At 64.1% G+C, this 15,790-nt stretch carries 13 protein-coding genes; 11 read left to right on the plus strand and 2 right to left on the minus strand.

The genetic code is table 11. The features are described from left to right. Positions 1–49 precede the first annotated feature (49 nt). The 3 genes from OA2633_RS11620 to OA2633_RS11630 all read left to right on the plus strand — a co-directional run bounded on the left by OA2633_RS11620 (position 50) and on the right by OA2633_RS11630 (position 3,533). A complete protein-coding gene (locus OA2633_RS11620) occupies positions 50–1,114 on the plus strand; it encodes an SMP-30/gluconolactonase/LRE family protein (RefSeq protein WP_009802750.1) in 1,065 nt (354 codons plus the stop codon). Further along, positions 1,111–1,899: an SDR family oxidoreductase gene (locus tag OA2633_RS11625; RefSeq protein WP_009802751.1), complete on the plus strand. Its 789-nt coding sequence runs from the start codon at positions 1,111–1,113 to the stop codon at positions 1,897–1,899. The genes OA2633_RS11620 and OA2633_RS11625 overlap by 4 nt, the downstream gene beginning before the upstream one ends. 158 nt (positions 1,900–2,057) lie before the next feature. Continuing rightward, entirely contained in the window at positions 2,058–3,533 is a 1,476-nt protein-coding gene (locus OA2633_RS11630) for a PAS domain-containing methyl-accepting chemotaxis protein (protein WP_009802752.1), read from the plus strand. A 26-nt stretch (positions 3,534–3,559) separates the two neighbouring features. On the opposite strand, the gene OA2633_RS11635 is transcribed toward OA2633_RS11630, so the two are convergent. Then, a complete protein-coding gene (locus tag OA2633_RS11635) occupies positions 3,560–3,979 on the minus strand; it encodes a MerR family DNA-binding transcriptional regulator (RefSeq protein WP_009802753.1) in 420 nt (139 codons plus the stop codon). A gap of 140 nt (positions 3,980–4,119) precedes the next feature. Here OA2633_RS11635 and OA2633_RS11640 point away from each other — a divergent pair, with 140 nt between their 5' ends. Genes OA2633_RS11640 through OA2633_RS11675 form a run of 8 tightly spaced genes read left to right on the plus strand, consistent with a single transcriptional unit; the run spans position 4,120 to position 14,807 of the window. Beyond that, complete coding sequence (locus OA2633_RS11640; protein ID WP_009802754.1) at positions 4,120–5,019, plus strand: SDR family oxidoreductase; 900 nt, start codon at positions 4,120–4,122, stop codon at positions 5,017–5,019. Then, complete coding sequence (locus OA2633_RS11645) at positions 5,016–6,626, plus strand: acyl-CoA carboxylase subunit beta (RefSeq protein WP_009802755.1); 1,611 nt, start codon at positions 5,016–5,018, stop codon at positions 6,624–6,626. Before OA2633_RS11640 ends, OA2633_RS11645 begins: the two co-directional genes overlap by 4 nt. Positions 6,627–6,655: 29 nt before the next feature. Continuing rightward, entirely contained in the window at positions 6,656–7,825 is a 1,170-nt protein-coding gene (locus OA2633_RS11650; RefSeq protein ID WP_009802756.1) for an acyl-CoA dehydrogenase family protein, read from the plus strand. 1 nt (position 7,826) lies between these two features. After that, positions 7,827–8,627 (plus strand): enoyl-CoA hydratase/isomerase family protein, encoded by an 801-nt coding sequence (locus OA2633_RS11655; protein WP_009802757.1) that lies wholly within the window; start codon positions 7,827–7,829, stop codon positions 8,625–8,627. Between the two features lie 2 nt (positions 8,628–8,629). Next, entirely contained in the window at positions 8,630–10,615 is a 1,986-nt protein-coding gene (locus OA2633_RS11660; RefSeq protein ID WP_009802758.1) for a biotin carboxylase N-terminal domain-containing protein, read from the plus strand. Continuing rightward, positions 10,608–11,486 carry a 3-keto-5-aminohexanoate cleavage protein gene (locus tag OA2633_RS11665; protein WP_009802759.1) on the plus strand — a complete coding sequence of 293 codons (879 nt, stop codon included), beginning with the start codon at positions 10,608–10,610 and terminating at the stop codon, positions 11,484–11,486. The genes OA2633_RS11660 and OA2633_RS11665 overlap by 8 nt, the downstream gene beginning before the upstream one ends. Positions 11,487–11,509: 23 nt before the next feature. Next, positions 11,510–13,345, plus strand: coding sequence for a long-chain fatty acid--CoA ligase (locus OA2633_RS11670; protein WP_009802760.1), 1,836 nt, complete (start codon positions 11,510–11,512; stop codon positions 13,343–13,345). Next, a complete protein-coding gene (locus OA2633_RS11675; protein ID WP_162010992.1) occupies positions 13,332–14,807 on the plus strand; it encodes an NAD(P)/FAD-dependent oxidoreductase in 1,476 nt (491 codons plus the stop codon). The genes OA2633_RS11670 and OA2633_RS11675 overlap by 14 nt, the downstream gene beginning before the upstream one ends. Here the strand turns inward: OA2633_RS11675 and OA2633_RS11680 are convergent. Further along, positions 14,804–15,727 (minus strand): alpha/beta hydrolase, encoded by a 924-nt coding sequence (locus tag OA2633_RS11680; protein ID WP_009802762.1) that lies wholly within the window; start codon positions 15,725–15,727, stop codon positions 14,804–14,806. The genes OA2633_RS11675 and OA2633_RS11680 overlap by 4 nt on opposite strands. Positions 15,728–15,790 lie beyond the last annotated feature (63 nt).

Here is a 15,790-nt window from a genome sequence, read left to right on the forward strand (position 1 = left end):
CCGCGCGTCTCCCCCAAGGTGAAAGAAAAACACATCAGGGGAGGGCGCGATGCTGCGCTGGACACTGGGCGGTCTGGCCGCCCTTCTGATCATTCTGGGCCTTGCCGCCTATGGGCCGGGCGCGCTGGACGCACAACCGTTCAATCCCACGCCGCCTGATGCTGACCTCATGGCGCTCTATGAGGAGGTGGCCCAGCCTGTGCGTCGGGAAATCCCCGATCTGCATGGGGCTGAGGATCTCGAACCCGGCCCGGACGGACGGCTTTACGCAAGCCTTGCTGATGGCCGCATCATGGTGCGAGAGGCCGAAGGCGGCTGGTCCGAATTCGCCAACACCAGCGGCCGCCCGCTGGGGCTGTCCTTCGGTCCGGATGGCGCGCTGTTCGTCGCGGACGCCCTCAAGGGATTGCTGCGCCTGAATGATGAAGGCGCGTTCGAGACCTGGCTGGCTGATGAGAGCGAGGGCGGGCCGCTGGTGTTCACCGATGATCTGACGGTTCTGGAAGATGGCGGCGTCATCCTGACCGACGCCTCGCGCCGCTATGGCTATGGCGAATACATGACCTCGCTACTGGAAGGTGAGCAGACGGGCGTGATCTACAAGGTCACCGGCCCCGGTGAGTTCACGGTGCTCGCTGAAGGGTTCGGCTTCATCAATGGCGTTGATCATGACCCGGAGACGGGTCGGGTCTATGTCAATGAGACCTGGGCGGGGCGCGTGATTGCGCTTGATCCGGAAACGGGCGCCTATGAGGTGCTGATCGACGGCTTGCCGGGCTATCCGGACAATCTCGCCTTCGACGAGGAGACGGGGCTCATCTGGATTGCGCTTCCGTCGCAACGCTCGCCCCAGATCGAGGGGCTCCACCCCAATCCCTTCCTCAAGCGTCTCGCCTGGCGCTGGATCCAGCTCGCCGGTCTGCCGCCCCTCCCGCCGCGTCCGGTGATGGGGATGGCGGTGGATGCCGCGGGCGAGCCTCAGCGCGTGCTCTATGGGCCGGATGACGCGCCCTTCGGCGTCACCACCGTGACGCCCTGGCAGGGGATGCTCTGGGTGGCCGGGCTCGAACGGGACGGCGTTGACGCCTACGCCATGCCCGAGGCCGTGCAATGAGCAGGCGCGCCCTGATTTCAGGCGGGTCGAGCGGGATTGGCCTTGCCTTGTCCGAGCGCCTGCTCGAACGCGGCTATCGCCTGTTCTGGGTGTCGCTGGATGAGGGTGAAATCATTCGCTCCCGAGAGGGTTTGCTCAAGCGCTTTCCTGATGCCGAGATTGAAGGGCGCGCCCTGGATCTGGCCGAGACGCACTCTGTCGCCCGGATCGTGCAATGGGTGCAGGGCGAAGGCGGGATTGATCTTCTGGTCAACAATGCCGGTTTCGGCGTTTACGGCTCGTCCCGGGACCTGACCGTTGAGGCCGAACAGGCCATGATCGACGTCAATGCGCGCGCCCTTCACGCCATGGCGCGCGCTTTCCTGCCGCTTATGGAGGATGCCGGTGGCGGGCTGATCGTCAATGTGGCGTCCAATTCCGCCTACGTGCCCACGCCCGGGCTTGCCGTCTATGCCGCGACCAAGGCCTTTGTCCGCCATTACTCGCTGGCCCTGAGCCAGGAGCTCAGGGCGGCCGGCAGCCCTGTGCGGGTGATGACGGTCTGTCCGTCTGCCGTGTCAGACACGCCCTTCAAGGATCGCGCCGCCATGGACGGGGTGCGAACCTTTTCCAGCTTTACGGCGACCACGGCGGCTGAAGTCGCGTCCGATATCCTCAAGGGGATCGATCGGGGCGCTGAGGAGGTGATCACCGGCGCCGCCATGCGCCGGGCGATCTGGCTGATGCGGTTTTCGCCGGCGCCTCTGGTGCGCTGGCTGACGCGTCGAGAGACGGAGCGCGCCTAGGTCGTCTGTTGCAGCGGAAGGGCGGGTCTGAAAAACAACTAAAAGTCAGGTATTTGGCCGCATTCCATCTCGGCGCGAAGACAACATCTGTAAGAGACTCTTAATGCGAGAGCGCGAACGTCAACGCTTGAAGCCGGTTCGGGTTTGAGGGGTTGCAGATGCGCATGTTTGGCAAGCAGGAGTCGTATTTCGAGTCGGCCGTGCTGGCGAATTTCGCCGTGATCGAATTCACGCCTGATGGTCGAATTCTCTCGGCGAATGATGCGTTCTGCAAAGTCATGGGATACGCGCAGAGCGAGATCCTTGGCGCGCATCACCGCATGTTCATGTGTGAGGGTGAGGCGGATAGTCCCGATTACGCCTTGTTCTGGCAGGCGCTGGCCCAGGGCGAGGGCTGGACCGGTGAGGCGGTGCGGCAGACCCGCTCTGGCGACTGCGTCTGGCTGGCGGCCGGGTATATCCCGATCAAGGACTCCAGCGGAAAGGTGACGCGGGTCGTCAAGCTCGCGCTCGACATGACCGCCATTCGTCAGGAGCGCTATCATTTTGAAAGCCAGATGCTGGCTGTTAATCGCTCACAGGCCGTAATCGAGTTTCAGCTGGACGGCACGATCAAGTCTGTGAACGACAATTTCTGCAAGGTGACGGGGTATTACGCCTCCGAGCTCGTCGGGGCGCACCATCGCAAGTTCTGTGACCCTGATTATGTGTCGAGCCCGGAATACAAGGCGTTCTGGGACGCCCTGGGTCAGGGTGAGTTCAAGAGCGGTGAATTCGAGAGATTCAAGAAATCCGGTGATCCGCTCTGGCTGCAGGCGACCTATAATCCGGTTCTGGATATCAATGGGAAGCCGGTCGGCGTGATCAAGCTGGCGGCTGACATCACTGACCGCGCCCTGGCGCGCGAGGCGCGCCGGCAGGCGCAGCGTGATATCGGGGCCCAGCTGAACGAGATTGCTTCGGCGGTCGAGCAGACCAAGGCCGAGGCGGAACGCGCCGCGCACTCCTCCAACGGCGCATCCGGCAATGTTCAGACTGTAGCGGCTGGTGCGGAGGAGCTTGCGGCGTCATTCAGCGAGATCGGGCGCAATGTTGAACAGGCTGTCAGCGTGACTCGCTCGGCGGTCGATCAGGCCCGGTCTACCGCCAACCTTGTCAATCAGCTCGCCGAGACCACGGACGCCATCACCAAGGTCACAGAGTTGATCGCCAGTATTGCGGACCAGACCAATCTGCTGGCGCTGAACGCCACCATCGAAGCGGCTCGCGCCGGCGAGGCGGGCAAGGGATTCGCGGTTGTCGCCAGCGAGGTGAAAACCCTGGCGGGTCAAACCGCAAAGGCCACTGAAGAGATTTCCGCGCAGATCCAGTCTGTTCAGAGCCAGACCTCCGGCGCGGTCAGCGCCATGGAGCAGATCGCAGGCACGGTGGAGCGTGTGGATCAGATCTCCTCGACCATCTCCGCCGCCGTCGAGGAACAGTCTGCCGTGACGGCGGACATTTCCCGAAACATGCATACGGCCGCCGAGAGCGTCGCTCAGGTCAACGCGGCGGTGCAAGGCATTGCTGACGCCACCCGGGCGATCAGCTCATCAACGGAAGAGGCGCGCGTCGCCGCCAATCAGGTCGCCTGATCCAGCCTGAAAGTGCACCGGACCGCTTAGGCCTCGCCGCCCCGGCGCTTGGCGAGGCGGGCCTTAGAGCCTTCATGGATCACGCGCAATTCATTGAGCGTGGTCTCGATTTCGGCCTTCTTCTCTTCCAGCCGTTCGATTTCCTGCGCGGTCATGTTGATGACGAATTCGAGCTGCCGCACGCGGCCCTCGCCTTCCTGGCCATAGAGCTCGAGAAAGGTCTTGATGTCGCTGAGCTTGGTGCCGATCGTCTTGGCGCGCAGGATCAGCTTCAGGCGCTTTCTGTCCGCCTCGGTGTAGACCCGTTGTCCGCCGACGCGCTGGGGCTTCAGAAGCCCCTTGTCTTCATAAAAGCGAATGGTCCGCGTGGTGATGCCGAAGGCGTCCGCCAGCTCGGCGATCCCATAAAGGGCGTTCGGGGTCTTTGTATCGGGCGCTTGGGTCATCTGCCTGTCCTTGTTCCCTCCTTCATACGCCGATGCGTTTCCGCAAACAAGATGCGCTTGACGTATACGTTAAGCCCTGCGAAGCTTCCTTCATACCGGCGATGACAGACCGGACCAGTCAGGGAGGAGACGGGCGCACGATGAGCGATAACGCCACACACGCCCGCTATGACAGCGTGTTTCGCGATGACCTGTTCAAGGGACAGGTCATCATCGTCACAGGCGGCGGCTCGGGAATCGGTCGCTGCATCGCTCATGAGCTGACGGCTCTGGGCGCCCACGCCATTCTGGTGGGGCGCAAGCGCGAGAAGCTCGATGCGGTGGCGGAGGAAATCGCCGGGGATGGCGGTTCGTGCGAAACCGCGTCTTTCGATATTCGCGATGAGGACGCGGTCACGGAGGCCATCGCCGACTTGGCCAGCCGCCATGGCCGCATCCATGGCCTTGTGAACAATGCGGGCGGGCAGTTTCCCGCCAATGCCGAGGATATCTCCAAGAAGGGTTGGGACGCGGTGATCGCCACCAATCTGACCGGCGGTTTCCTGATGAGCCGGGAAGTGTTCAAGACGTCCATGGCCGAACATGGCGGCGCCATCGTCAACATCACCGCAGACATGCATCACGGCATGCCGGGCATGGCCCATTCGGGCGCGGCGCGGGCGGGGATGGAGAATCTGACCAAGACCCTCGCCTTTGAATGGGCGCCCAAGGGCGTGCGTGTGAACGCCGTGGCGCCGGGCTGGATCGCGAGCTCCGGCATGGACACCTATGGCGGCGCTTTCCGCGCCATCATCCCCATGCTCAAGCAGAACCTGCCCGCCCAGCGTATGGGCTCCGAAGCCGAAGTGTCGGCGGCGGTGGCCTTCCTGCTCTCGCCGGGGGCGGCCTTCATTACCGGCGTCCAGCTTCAGGTGGATGGCGGCGCGCCTCTGGGCGAGCGCCATTTCCCGCTTACCCCGCATGAGAATTCGGAGGTCTTTAACGGCTTCCATCGTGCGGTCGATCCGGCCGTTCTGCGTGGCGAGGGGGCGGAGATATGAGCGTCCTGCCCAATCGCCTCAATCCGGGTTCTGACGAGTTCAAGGCCGCCCACGCCTCTATGAGCGAGAAGCTCGCCGCCGTGCGTGCGGCCGAAGAGCAGGTGCGCAACAATTCCGCCGCCAAGAAGGCTCGCTTTGAAGAGCGCGGCCAGCTTCTGCCGCGCGAACGCGTGGCGCGCTTGGTGGACCGTGGAGCGCCCTTCCTCGAGATCGCGCCTCTGGCGGGTCTGAAAATGCATGATGATGACGGCGGTCGCGGCGCGTCGGGCGGCGGCGCCGTCGTCGGAATCGGCGTTGTTGCGGGCAAGCGCTGCGTGATCGCGGCCTCTGACAGCGCCATCAAGGGCGGCACGGTCGCGCCCATGGGCCTCAGGAAATCCCTGCGGGCGCAGGAAATCGCCCTTGAGAACAAGCTGCCCATGATCCACCTTGTGGAATCAGGCGGCGCGAACCTTCTGTATCAGGCCGAGATCTTCGTGGATGGAGGGCGCAGCTTCGCCAATCAGGCGCGCCTGAGCGCGGCGGGCATTCCCCAGATCGCGGTGGTGCATGGCAGCTCGACCGCCGGCGGCGCCTATCTGCCGGGGATGAGCGACTATGTCGTGCTGGTGCGCGAGAAGTCGAAGATCTTCCTCGCGGGCCCGCCGCTCGTCAAAGCCGCCATTGGTGAAGACGCCGATGATGAAAGCCTTGGCGGAGCGGATCTGCATGGCGAGGTGACGGGGCTGGGCGAATATGTCGCCGAGGATGACGCCCAGGCGCTCGCCTATGCGCGCGAGATCATGGACAAGCTCAACTGGTCGCCGGCCCGTGCGCCGGGGGCAGGCGACGCGCCGCTCTATGACGCCGAAGAGCTGATGGGCGTCGTGCCCGCCGATGATCGCACGCCGTATGACGTCAAGGATGTGATCGCCCGGGTCGTGGACGGTTCGGACTTTCTCGAGTTCAAGGCGCGCTATGGCTCTGAAACCGTGTGCGGGCACGCGCGTATCGGCGGCCAGATCGTTGGGATCATCGGCAATAACGGGCCGATCCAGCCTGAAGGCTCGACCAAGGCGGGCCAGTTCATCCAGCTGTGCGACCAGTCCGGCACGCCGATCATCTTTATGCAGAACACCACCGGTTACATGGTGGGCTCGGCGGCTGAACGCGCAGGCGCGGTCAAGCATGGCTCGAAGATGATCCAGGCGGTGGCCAATGCCCGCGTGCCCAAGATCACCATCGTTCTGGGCGGCAGCTTCGGCGCAGGCAATTACGGCATGTGCGGGCGCGGTTTTGATCCGCGCTTCATCTTCGCCTGGCCCACCGCCCGCACCGCCGTGATGGGCGGCGCGCAAGCCGCCAAGGTGATGGAGATCGTCACCCGGGGCAAGAATGCGCGCGCCGGGGTCGAGACCGATGAAGAGGCGCTCGCCCAGATGACCGCCATGATCACCCAGAGTCTCGATGAGCAGAGCCAGGCGCTGTTCGCCACGGCCCGGCTCTGGGACGACGGGATTATCGACCCGCGGGACACCCGCGCCGTCCTGATTGAATGCCTGAACACCTGTGCTGAAGCGGAAGGCCGCCAGCTTAACCCCAACACCTTCGGAGTCGCGCGCTTCTAGGCCGCGACCCGATCCGGGAGGAGACGAGAATGCAGTTCACCGAGACCCACGAACAGCTTCGCGACACGGTCGCCAAGTTCGTCGCCAATGACATCAATCCGTATGTGAATGAATGGGAGGCGGCCGATCAGTTCCCCTCCCATGAGGTCTTCAAGAAGATGGGCGATCTGGGCCTGCTGGGTCTGCGCTATCCCGAGGAGTATGGCGGCGCAGGGCTCGACATGACCTATTCGCTCGTCCTCGCCGAAGAGCTGGGGATGATCGATTGCGGCGGCGTGCCGATGGCGATCGGCGTGCAGACCGATATGTGCACCCCGGCGCTGGCGCGCTTTGGATCCGATGAGCTGCGCAAGCAATTCCTCGCCCCGGCGATCGCTGGCGACATGGTGGGCTGCCTAGGGGTGTCAGAGCCGGGCGGCGGGTCGGATGTGGCGGCGGTGAAGACCACCGCCAAATCGGATGGCGATGACTACATCATCAACGGCACCAAGATGTGGATCACCAATGGTCTGAAGGCGGACTGGTGCTGCCTTCTGGCGAACACGTCTGACGGCAAGCCCCATGAAAGCAAGTCGCTGATCATGGTGCCGATGGACCTGCCGGGCATCGAGAAGCAGAAGATCCACAAGATCGGCATGCATTCGTCCGACACCGCCCAGCTCTTCTTTGATGATGTGCGGGTGCCCAAGCGCTATCGCATCGGCGATGAGGGCGCGGGCTTCATCTATCAGATGCTCCAGTTCCAGGAAGAGCGCATCTATGGCGCGGCGTCCTCTCTGAAGAATCTCGACAAGCAGATCGACCTGACCATCGAGTATACGCGCGACCGTCACGCCTTCGGTCAGCCGCTGCTGGACAATCAGGCGATCCATTTCCGCCTCGCCGAGCTTCGCACCGAAGTCGAGCTGCTGCGCTCGCTGGTCTATCGCTGCGTGGACGATTTCGTCGAGGGCAAGGACATCACCAAGCTCGCCTCCATGGCCAAGCTCAAATGCGGCCGTCTGGCGCGCGAGGTGTCCGATAGCTGCCTGCAGTTCTGGGGCGGCATGGGTTATACGGCTGACAATCTCGTCAGCCGCTCCTTCCGCGATGGCCGCCTGATCTCCATTGGCGGCGGCGCGGACGAGATCATGCTCGGCATCATCGCCAAGCTTGAAGGCACGCTGCCCAGGCGCCGCAAGCCCGAAGGCAACAACTAGCATGTCTGCGCCTCGCACCCTTCTGGTCGAGCGCCGCGCGCGGGTTCTGCATGTCACGTTGAACCGGCCCGAACTGCGCAACGCCATGTCGCTTGAAATGGTGGACGAGCTGATCGCGGCCCTGGCCGATGCCGAACAGGCGGGGGATCGCGCCATCGTCCTGCGCGGGGCGGGCGGGCATTTCTGCTCGGGCGGCGATATCAAGGATATGGGTGCGGCCCAGGGCCAGCCCGTCACGGACGGACATGACCCGATTGCGGCGGTCAATGCGCGCTTTGGCGAGCTTTGCGTCGCCTATGCCAATACCGGCCTGCCCGTGGTGGCGGTGGTCGAGGGCGCGGTGATGGGCGGCGGGTTCGGCCTCGCCTGCGTGGCCGATGTGGTGCTGGCGTCCGAAACGGCGCTGTTCCGTCTGCCCGAAACCGGGCTTGGGATCGTCCCGGCCCAGATTGCGCCCTTCCTGGTGGAGCGGTTGGGCTACTCCGAAGCGCGTCGCCTGACGGTCACGGGCGGCAAGCTTGACGCCGCTGCAGCGCTCAAGGTCGGGCTGGTGCATGCGGTGCATGAGACTGGCGCGCTCGATGCTGCGCTGGAAGCCGAGCTCGCCCAGATTCGCAAGGGCGCGCCCAACGCGATCGCGGCGACCAAGGCGCTGATGCGCCGGGCGCGGCTGGAAGCGCCGGCGAGCCTTGTGAAGGACGCCGCCATGGCCTTCGCCAGGGCGGCGCGGTCCCAGGAAGGCGCGGAAGGCATGACGGCTTTCCTTGAAAAACGTCCCGCCCGCTGGGCCGAGGAGGGGTGAGCATGACCGCGAAGTCTTTCTCCAGCGTGCTGGTCGCCAACCGCGGCGAGATCGCTGTCCGTGTGCTGAACGAAGCGCGCGATTCCGGGCGTACGGCGATCGCCGTCTATTCCGAAGCGGACGCCAACGCCCTGCATGTGCGTCAGGCGGATATGGCGGTCTGCATCGGCCCGGCGCTGGCGAGCGAGAGCTATCTCGATATCGATGCTGTGCTGGACGCAGCGAAGAAAACCGGCGCCGAGGCGATCCATCCCGGCTATGGCTTCCTGTCGGAAAACGCCGGTTTTGCGCGCGCCGTGATCGAGGCGGGTCTGGTCTGGATTGGTCCGCCGCCTGACGCCATCGACGCCATGGGCGACAAGGCGCGCGCCAAGGAATTGATGATCAAGGCGGGCGTGCCCACCCTGCCGGGCTGGCAGGGGGATGACCAGACAGACGCCAACCTCAAGGCCGAAGCCGACAAGGTGGGTTATCCGCTCCTGATCAAGGCGGTGGCGGGCGGTGGCGGTCGCGGCATGCGGATTGTCCGCAGCGCAGGCGAGTTTGACGAGGCGCTGGCCTCGGCCCGTCGCGAAGCGAAATCGGCTTTTGGCGATGACGCCGTGCTGATCGAGAAATTCGTCGAGCGCGGTCGCCATGTGGAGATTCAGGTCTTCGCGGATGTCGAGGGCAATACAATTCATCTGGGTGAGCGCGATTGCTCGGCCCAGCGTCGTCGCCAGAAGGTGATCGAGGAAGCGCCGTCTCCGGCAGTGAACCCCGAGCTGCGCGAGACCATGGGCGCGGACGCCGTCGCAGCGGCGAAGGCTGTCGGCTATGTGGGCGCGGGGACGGTGGAATTCCTGCTCGATGAGAGTGGCGATTACTACTTCCTCGAAATGAATACCCGGCTTCAGGTCGAGCATCCGGTGACCGAAGAAGTGACCGGAACCAATCTTGTGCAATGGCAGTTCGAGATCGCGTCCGGCGCGCCGCTGCCGCTGAGCCAGTCGGATGTGACCATTGAGGGTTGGGCCATCGAGGCGCGGCTATACGCCGAAGACCCCTTCAACGGTTTTGCGCCGCAATCAGGCCTGATCCTCGCCTATGACGGCGAGGTCTCAAGCGCGGGCGGGCGCGTGGATTCAGGGGTTGAGACCGGCGACCGGATCGGGACCGATTACGATGCGATGGTGTCCAAGGTGATCGGCACGGGCGCCAACCGGGATGAGGCCATCGCCTCCCTGCGCGCCGCCTTGAAAAACGATCCGCTGCTGGGCGTGACGACCAATCGCGACTTCCTGTTGGCGCTGGTGGATGGCCAGGCTTTCCGCACCGGCGCGATTTGCACCGCCGATCTCGATCAGTGGGCGGAAGAGGCGTCGGGCCCGTTTGCGAAGCCGGGTCTGGGTCATGATGCCGTCGCGCTGGCCGCCGCGCTCCTGGCTGCGGCCCCGGCAGGGGTGATCCGGTCGGGCTCTGTCAGCCAGTTTGATCTGTCGCTGATCGTCAATGGCGATGCGGTGACGGTGCGTGTTGAACAGACGGGTCCTGATGCGGTCTCGGTCTCTGTCGCGGGTGAAGAGACGCCCTGTCAGGTTCAACTCCTTGAGGAGGATGCGCCCGGCGAGATCGCGTTCCGACTGAATGGCGTGGATCAACGCGCCCATGTGGCGCGTGCTGCAGACGGCAGCCTTCATATTGCGCTGGGCGATCAGATCCGCGTCATAGCCGAGGCCTCGCCCTGGGGCGCGGACGCGGCGTCTGATCCCTCCAAGATCACCGCGCCCGTGTCCGGCGCCGTGGTGGCGGTGAATGTCAAACCCGGCGACCGGGTGAAGGCGGGCGATGTGCTGGTCGTCATGGAAGCGATGAAAATGGAAATGCGCCTGAGCGCTGCAGCCGATGGCGAAATCGCCCTGGTGAACGCGCAAGCCGGCGCACAGGCCGCGAACGGCGCGGTGCTGATCGAGCTGACGCTCAACTCACAGGAGCAGACTGATGGATAAGGCCGTTCTGACATGCGCGCTCAATGGCGTGCTGACCAATCCCAAGACCCATCCGGTCCCGGTTACCCCTGAACAGATGGCCGCCAGCGCGAAAGAGGCGTTCGACGCCGGCGCCAGCGTCATGCACGTTCACTATCGCATGCAGGACGAGGATCACGGCCATTTCCCCAGCTGGGATCCGGACGTGGCCGCCAGCCTGATCGATGCGATCCGCGACGCCTGTCCGGGCGTGATCATCAATTCCACCACGGGGATTGTCGGCCCGGACGTGTCCGGCCCTGCGGCCTGCGTGAAGCGGGTGAAACCCGAGATCGCCGCCTGCAATGCCGGCTCTCTGAACTATCTCAAGCTCAAGCGGGACGGGTCCTGGGCCTGGCCGCCCATGATGTTCGACAATCCGGTCGAGAAGGTCCAGGCGATGCTCGACGCCATGGCCGAAGTCGGCGCGCACCCGGAGTTCGAGTGTTTTGACGTCGGCATCGTGCGCTGTGTGAACATGTATATCGAGAACGGCATGGCCCCGTCCGCGCATTACAATTTCGTGATGGGCGTGGCCTCGGGCATGCCGGTGGACGCCGAGCTGTTGAAATTGCTGCTCAACTACAAGCGCGCGGGCGATCCCTGGCAGACGACCCTGATCGGGCGTCAGGAAATCTGGCCGGTTCATCAGGCCACCGCCGATTTAGGCGGTATGCTTCGCACCGGACTTGAGGATACCTTCTATCTGCCTGATGGCGAACGCGCCACGGGCAACGGAGCCTTGATCGAGGCTCTGGCGCAATGCGCCCGCAACGCCGGGCGTGAGATCGCGTCGCCGCAAGAGGCGCGCGAGATCATGGGCCTGAACGCGGCGGAGACCGCGCATGCCTGACATGTTTTACAGGGAGGAGACGCATGGAGGCGCGCGCGAGTGATTTGCCCCGCATAGGGGCGGAGAACTGGTATCCGTCCACGCCAGCCCGCTTGCTGGAAAAGGCCGAGACCCGTGGCTCGGATCCCGCCTATGCCGTGCGGCTGGGCGAGGGGTGGGCCTATACGAGCTGGGCGGAGTACGCCGAGCAGGTCCGGACTGCCGCCCGCGCCCTGATCGCGCTGGGGTTCGAGGAAGACGAGACCGTCGCCATTCTGGGCTATAACCGCCCCGAATGGACGATAACGGCGATCGCGGCGATGATGGCGGGCGGTCGCCCAGCCGGCGTGTACTGGACCAGTGCGCCGCCCGAAGTCGCCTATATCCTGCAACACTCCAAGGCGCCCGTGCTTCTGGTGGAGACCGCAGAACATGTGGAGCAGGCGCTGGAGTTGCGCGCTGAATGTCCCGAGCTCGAACACATCATCGTCATGGAAGGCGGGGCGGGCGACCATCCCGACGTGCTGAGCTGGGCGCAATTCATGGCGCTGGGCGTTGAAGAGCATCAGGATGCCGTCAGTGAGCGGATGAAGGCGATCAACGAGACCCGCATCGGCTCCCTGATCTATACATCCGGCACCACCGGCCCGCCCAAGGCGGTCATGCTCAGCCATGGCAATATCTCATGGAGCGCGGCCAAGCTCAGCGAGATGTTCAAGGCCCAGCCCGGCGACCGCACGCTGTCCTATCTGCCGATCGCCCATGTGGCCGAACAGCAGTCGAGCGTGCACAACCATGTGATGAGCGGGGCGATCATGCATTTCGCCCAGTCCATGGAAACCCTCGCCGATGATCTTCAGGCCTGCCGCCCGAACGTGTTCTTCGGGGTGCCGCGGGTCTGGGAGAAGATGTCCGAAACCATTCGCGGCCGTCTGGCCGAGGCGACCGGGATCAAGGCGAAGCTCGCAAAATGGGCCATGGGCGTGAACCGTCGATGGCATGAAGCCAAGCTTGATGGCCGATCTCCCAACCCGCTCCTGTCCTTGCAGAAACCCCTCGCCAATGCGCTGGTGATCAAGAAGGTGCAGGCGGCTCTGGGTCTGGACGATTCCCGGCTTCTGATCTCGGGCGCCGCCCCGATCAGCCCAGAAGTGCTGTGGTTCTTCACCGGTCTCGATCTTCTGATCTGCGAGGGCTATGGCCAGTCGGAAACCAGCGCCCCGACCGCATTCAGCATGCCTGGCATGATGCGGATCGGTTCCGTCGGCAAGATGATCGACGGCATGGAGGCGCGCGTCTCCGAGGAGGGCGAACTGCAGGTGCGCGGTCCGAACGTCTTTGTCGGCTACATGAACAATAACGAGGCCACCGAGAACACCTTCACCCGTGATGGCTGGATGAAGACCGGCGATGTGGTGCGGATCGATGAGGACGGCTTCGTCTTCATCACGGGCCGGATCAAGGACATCATCATCACCTCGGGCGGCAAGAACATCACGCCGGCCAATCTCGAGACCGACCTGATGAATGCGCCCCTCGTGGAGCATGCGGTGGTGGTGGGCGACGCTCGCCCGTATCTCAGCGCGCTTGTGACCCTGAGCGCAGACGCGCTGGCCGAGTTCGCCCGCAAGCATGGCCAGAGCGTGGAGGAGGCCCGGCAGAGCCAGGCGCTTCACGATGAGCTCCAGGCCGCTGTCGATGCGATGAACCGGCGCTATGCGCGCGTGGAGAACATTCGCAAGTTCCGGGTGCTGGACGCGCCTCTGAGCGTTGAGACCGGCGAGCTGACGCCAACCCTGAAAGTGCGGCGCAATGTGGTGATCTCGCGCAATCAGGCGCTGGTGGATGCGATGTATGCCGAAGGCCATGACGACATCTGACCTGCCTGCCCGGACAGATGTTCTCATTATCGGGGCCGGCATGTCCGGCCTCGCCATGGGGCGCCAGCTCAAGCGAGCAGGTGTTGAGGACTTCATCATTGCCGAGCGCGCCGAGGGGGCGGGCGGGGTGTGGCGGGCCAACGCCTATCCCGGCGCAGCCTGTGATGTGCCGAGCCATCTGTATTCCTACTCCTTCTTTCCCAATCCGGAATGGAGCCGGAAATTCGCGCCCCAGTCCGAGATCAAGGCCTATTTCGAACGCGCCAGCAAAAAATTCGGACTGGATCCGCATATCCATTACGGCCGTTCGGTCCGTGAACTGATCTATGATGAGAGCGGCGGCGTCTGGCGAGTCGGTCTTGAAGATGGCGCCCGACTCCAAGCGCGCATCGTGATCAGCGCGGTGGGGCAGCTTTCCGAGCCCTTCTCTCCGGTCCTTGAGGGCCAGGAAGGCTATCAGGGCCGTATTGTTCATACCGCTGAATGGACGCCGGACATCGACATGGCGGACAAACGGGTCGCGATGATCGGGAGCGCGGCGAGTGCGATCCAGGTCCTGCCCCATGCGGCGAAGGCGGCGTCTGAGCTGACCGTGTTCCAGCGCACGCCGAACTGGATCATTCCCAAGCCGGACCGCGCCTTCACAGGCGTGGAGAAATGGCTGTTCCGGCACATGCCGGGCTATCACTGGCTTTATCGCATGGGGAGTTTTCTCCTCCATGAGACCCGCTGGCCGGCCTTCCGGTCGGGGGGGCTCGCCACGGCCTATACCCGCCATCGCCTCACCCGGCGCATCAAGGCCGAAGTGAAGGACGAGGCGCTTCTGGACCAGGTGCTGCCCGATTATGCGCCGGGCTGCAAACGCATCCTGCTGTCCAATGATTTCTTTGCGACCCTGAACCAGCCTCATGTGCGACTGATTACGGACGGCGTGCAGCGCCTCACGTCTGGCGGGGTCGAAACCGGCGCGGGAGAGCGCATCAGCGCGGATCTCATCATCCTCGCGACCGGCTTCAAGGCGAGCGAGTTCCTGCCCAGCCTGGAGGTCAGAGGGCGTGGCGGCAAGAGCCTCAAGGAGGTCTGGGGCGACAGCCCGGCCGCCTATAAGGGGGTGGCGATGACCGGATTTCCGAACCTGTTCACCCTGTATGGGCCGAACACCAATCTGGGTCACAACTCGATCATCTTCATGATCGAACGCCAGACAGAGTATGTCCGCAGGCAGGTCGTGCGCCTGCTGGAAGAGGGCGGGAAAAGTCTGGAAGTCCGACCCGAGGCGCAGGCGATGTTCAACGCCCGTCTCCAGAAACGCCTTGAAGGCACGGTCTGGGCGGGCGAATGCCCGTCTTGGTACAAGAGTGCGGACGGGATCATCGTCAATAACTGGGCCGGTCCGGCCAGCCGGTATGCACTGGCCGTATCCGGGCAGGATCGGGACGCCTTCGCGCTCGAGCCGCGCTAGTCCGCTGACAGGATGGGCTCGGCCCAGGTTTTCAGGCGCTCCAGCGCCAGGTCCGCTTCTGGCAGAAGCGGAGCGAAGAGCGGGAAATCGTGCCAGAGCGCTTTCCAGATTTCGCAATGAACCGGCACGCCCGCCTGCTCCAGCTTCTCGGCGAAGCGGATGGAATCGTCACGCAGGATCTCATCGTCCCCGGTCTGGATGAACATGGGAGGCAGGCCTGTGAGATCGGCAAACAGCGGTGAGGCTTCCGGCGTGCTCGCCGGAGTGTCTTCCAGATAGAGCTGGGCCCCGGCCGCCAGCCAGTCCGGCTTCAGCATGGGATCGGCGTTCGCGCGTGTCCGGGCGCTGTCCCCGCTGGCTGTGAGGTCGGTCCAGGGCGAGATCAGATAGACGCCCTGGGGCAGGGAGCGTCCCTGTTCACGCTGGCGCAACAGGCTGGCCAGCGCCAGACCGCCGCCCGCACTGTCGCCTGCGATCAGAACCGGACCGTCGCTGTGAGCCATCGCCCAGTTCAGCGCTGCGGCCCCGTCATCGACGGCGCAGGGAAAGACATGCTCGGGGGCCAGGCGATAATCGACAGAGACCGCCTTGATGCGCAGGCCCTTTGCGAGACGCGTGACGAGGGGTTTGTGGCTCTTGGCGGAGCCCAGGCAATACCCGCCGCCATGCAGGAACAGAAGCAGTCCCGGACGATGCTCGTCCGGCGTGAAGGTCAGCGCTGAAAGCCCTGAAATCTCCGTCTTCTCGACGCGCACATCATCAGGGGTGGGCAACCGGTCCGCACCCGCATCCATACGTTTGCGGGCGATCTGGCGCGGATTTTCGGGAGACATCACCGTCTTCCCCGCCGTGCGCGCCATGTGCCGCGCCAGAAGGCGGCGGAGGCTCAGAGCGCTTTGCTTGCCGACCGTTTCGATCACGCGGCTCTCCTTCTTTCTCAGGACGTTCAGCCTTTCCGGTTTTCACCACACTGACAAGCGCTT

It is taken from the genome of Oceanicaulis sp. HTCC2633 (assembly GCF_000152745.1).
Taxonomy (GTDB): Bacteria; Pseudomonadota; Alphaproteobacteria; order Caulobacterales; family Maricaulaceae; genus Oceanicaulis.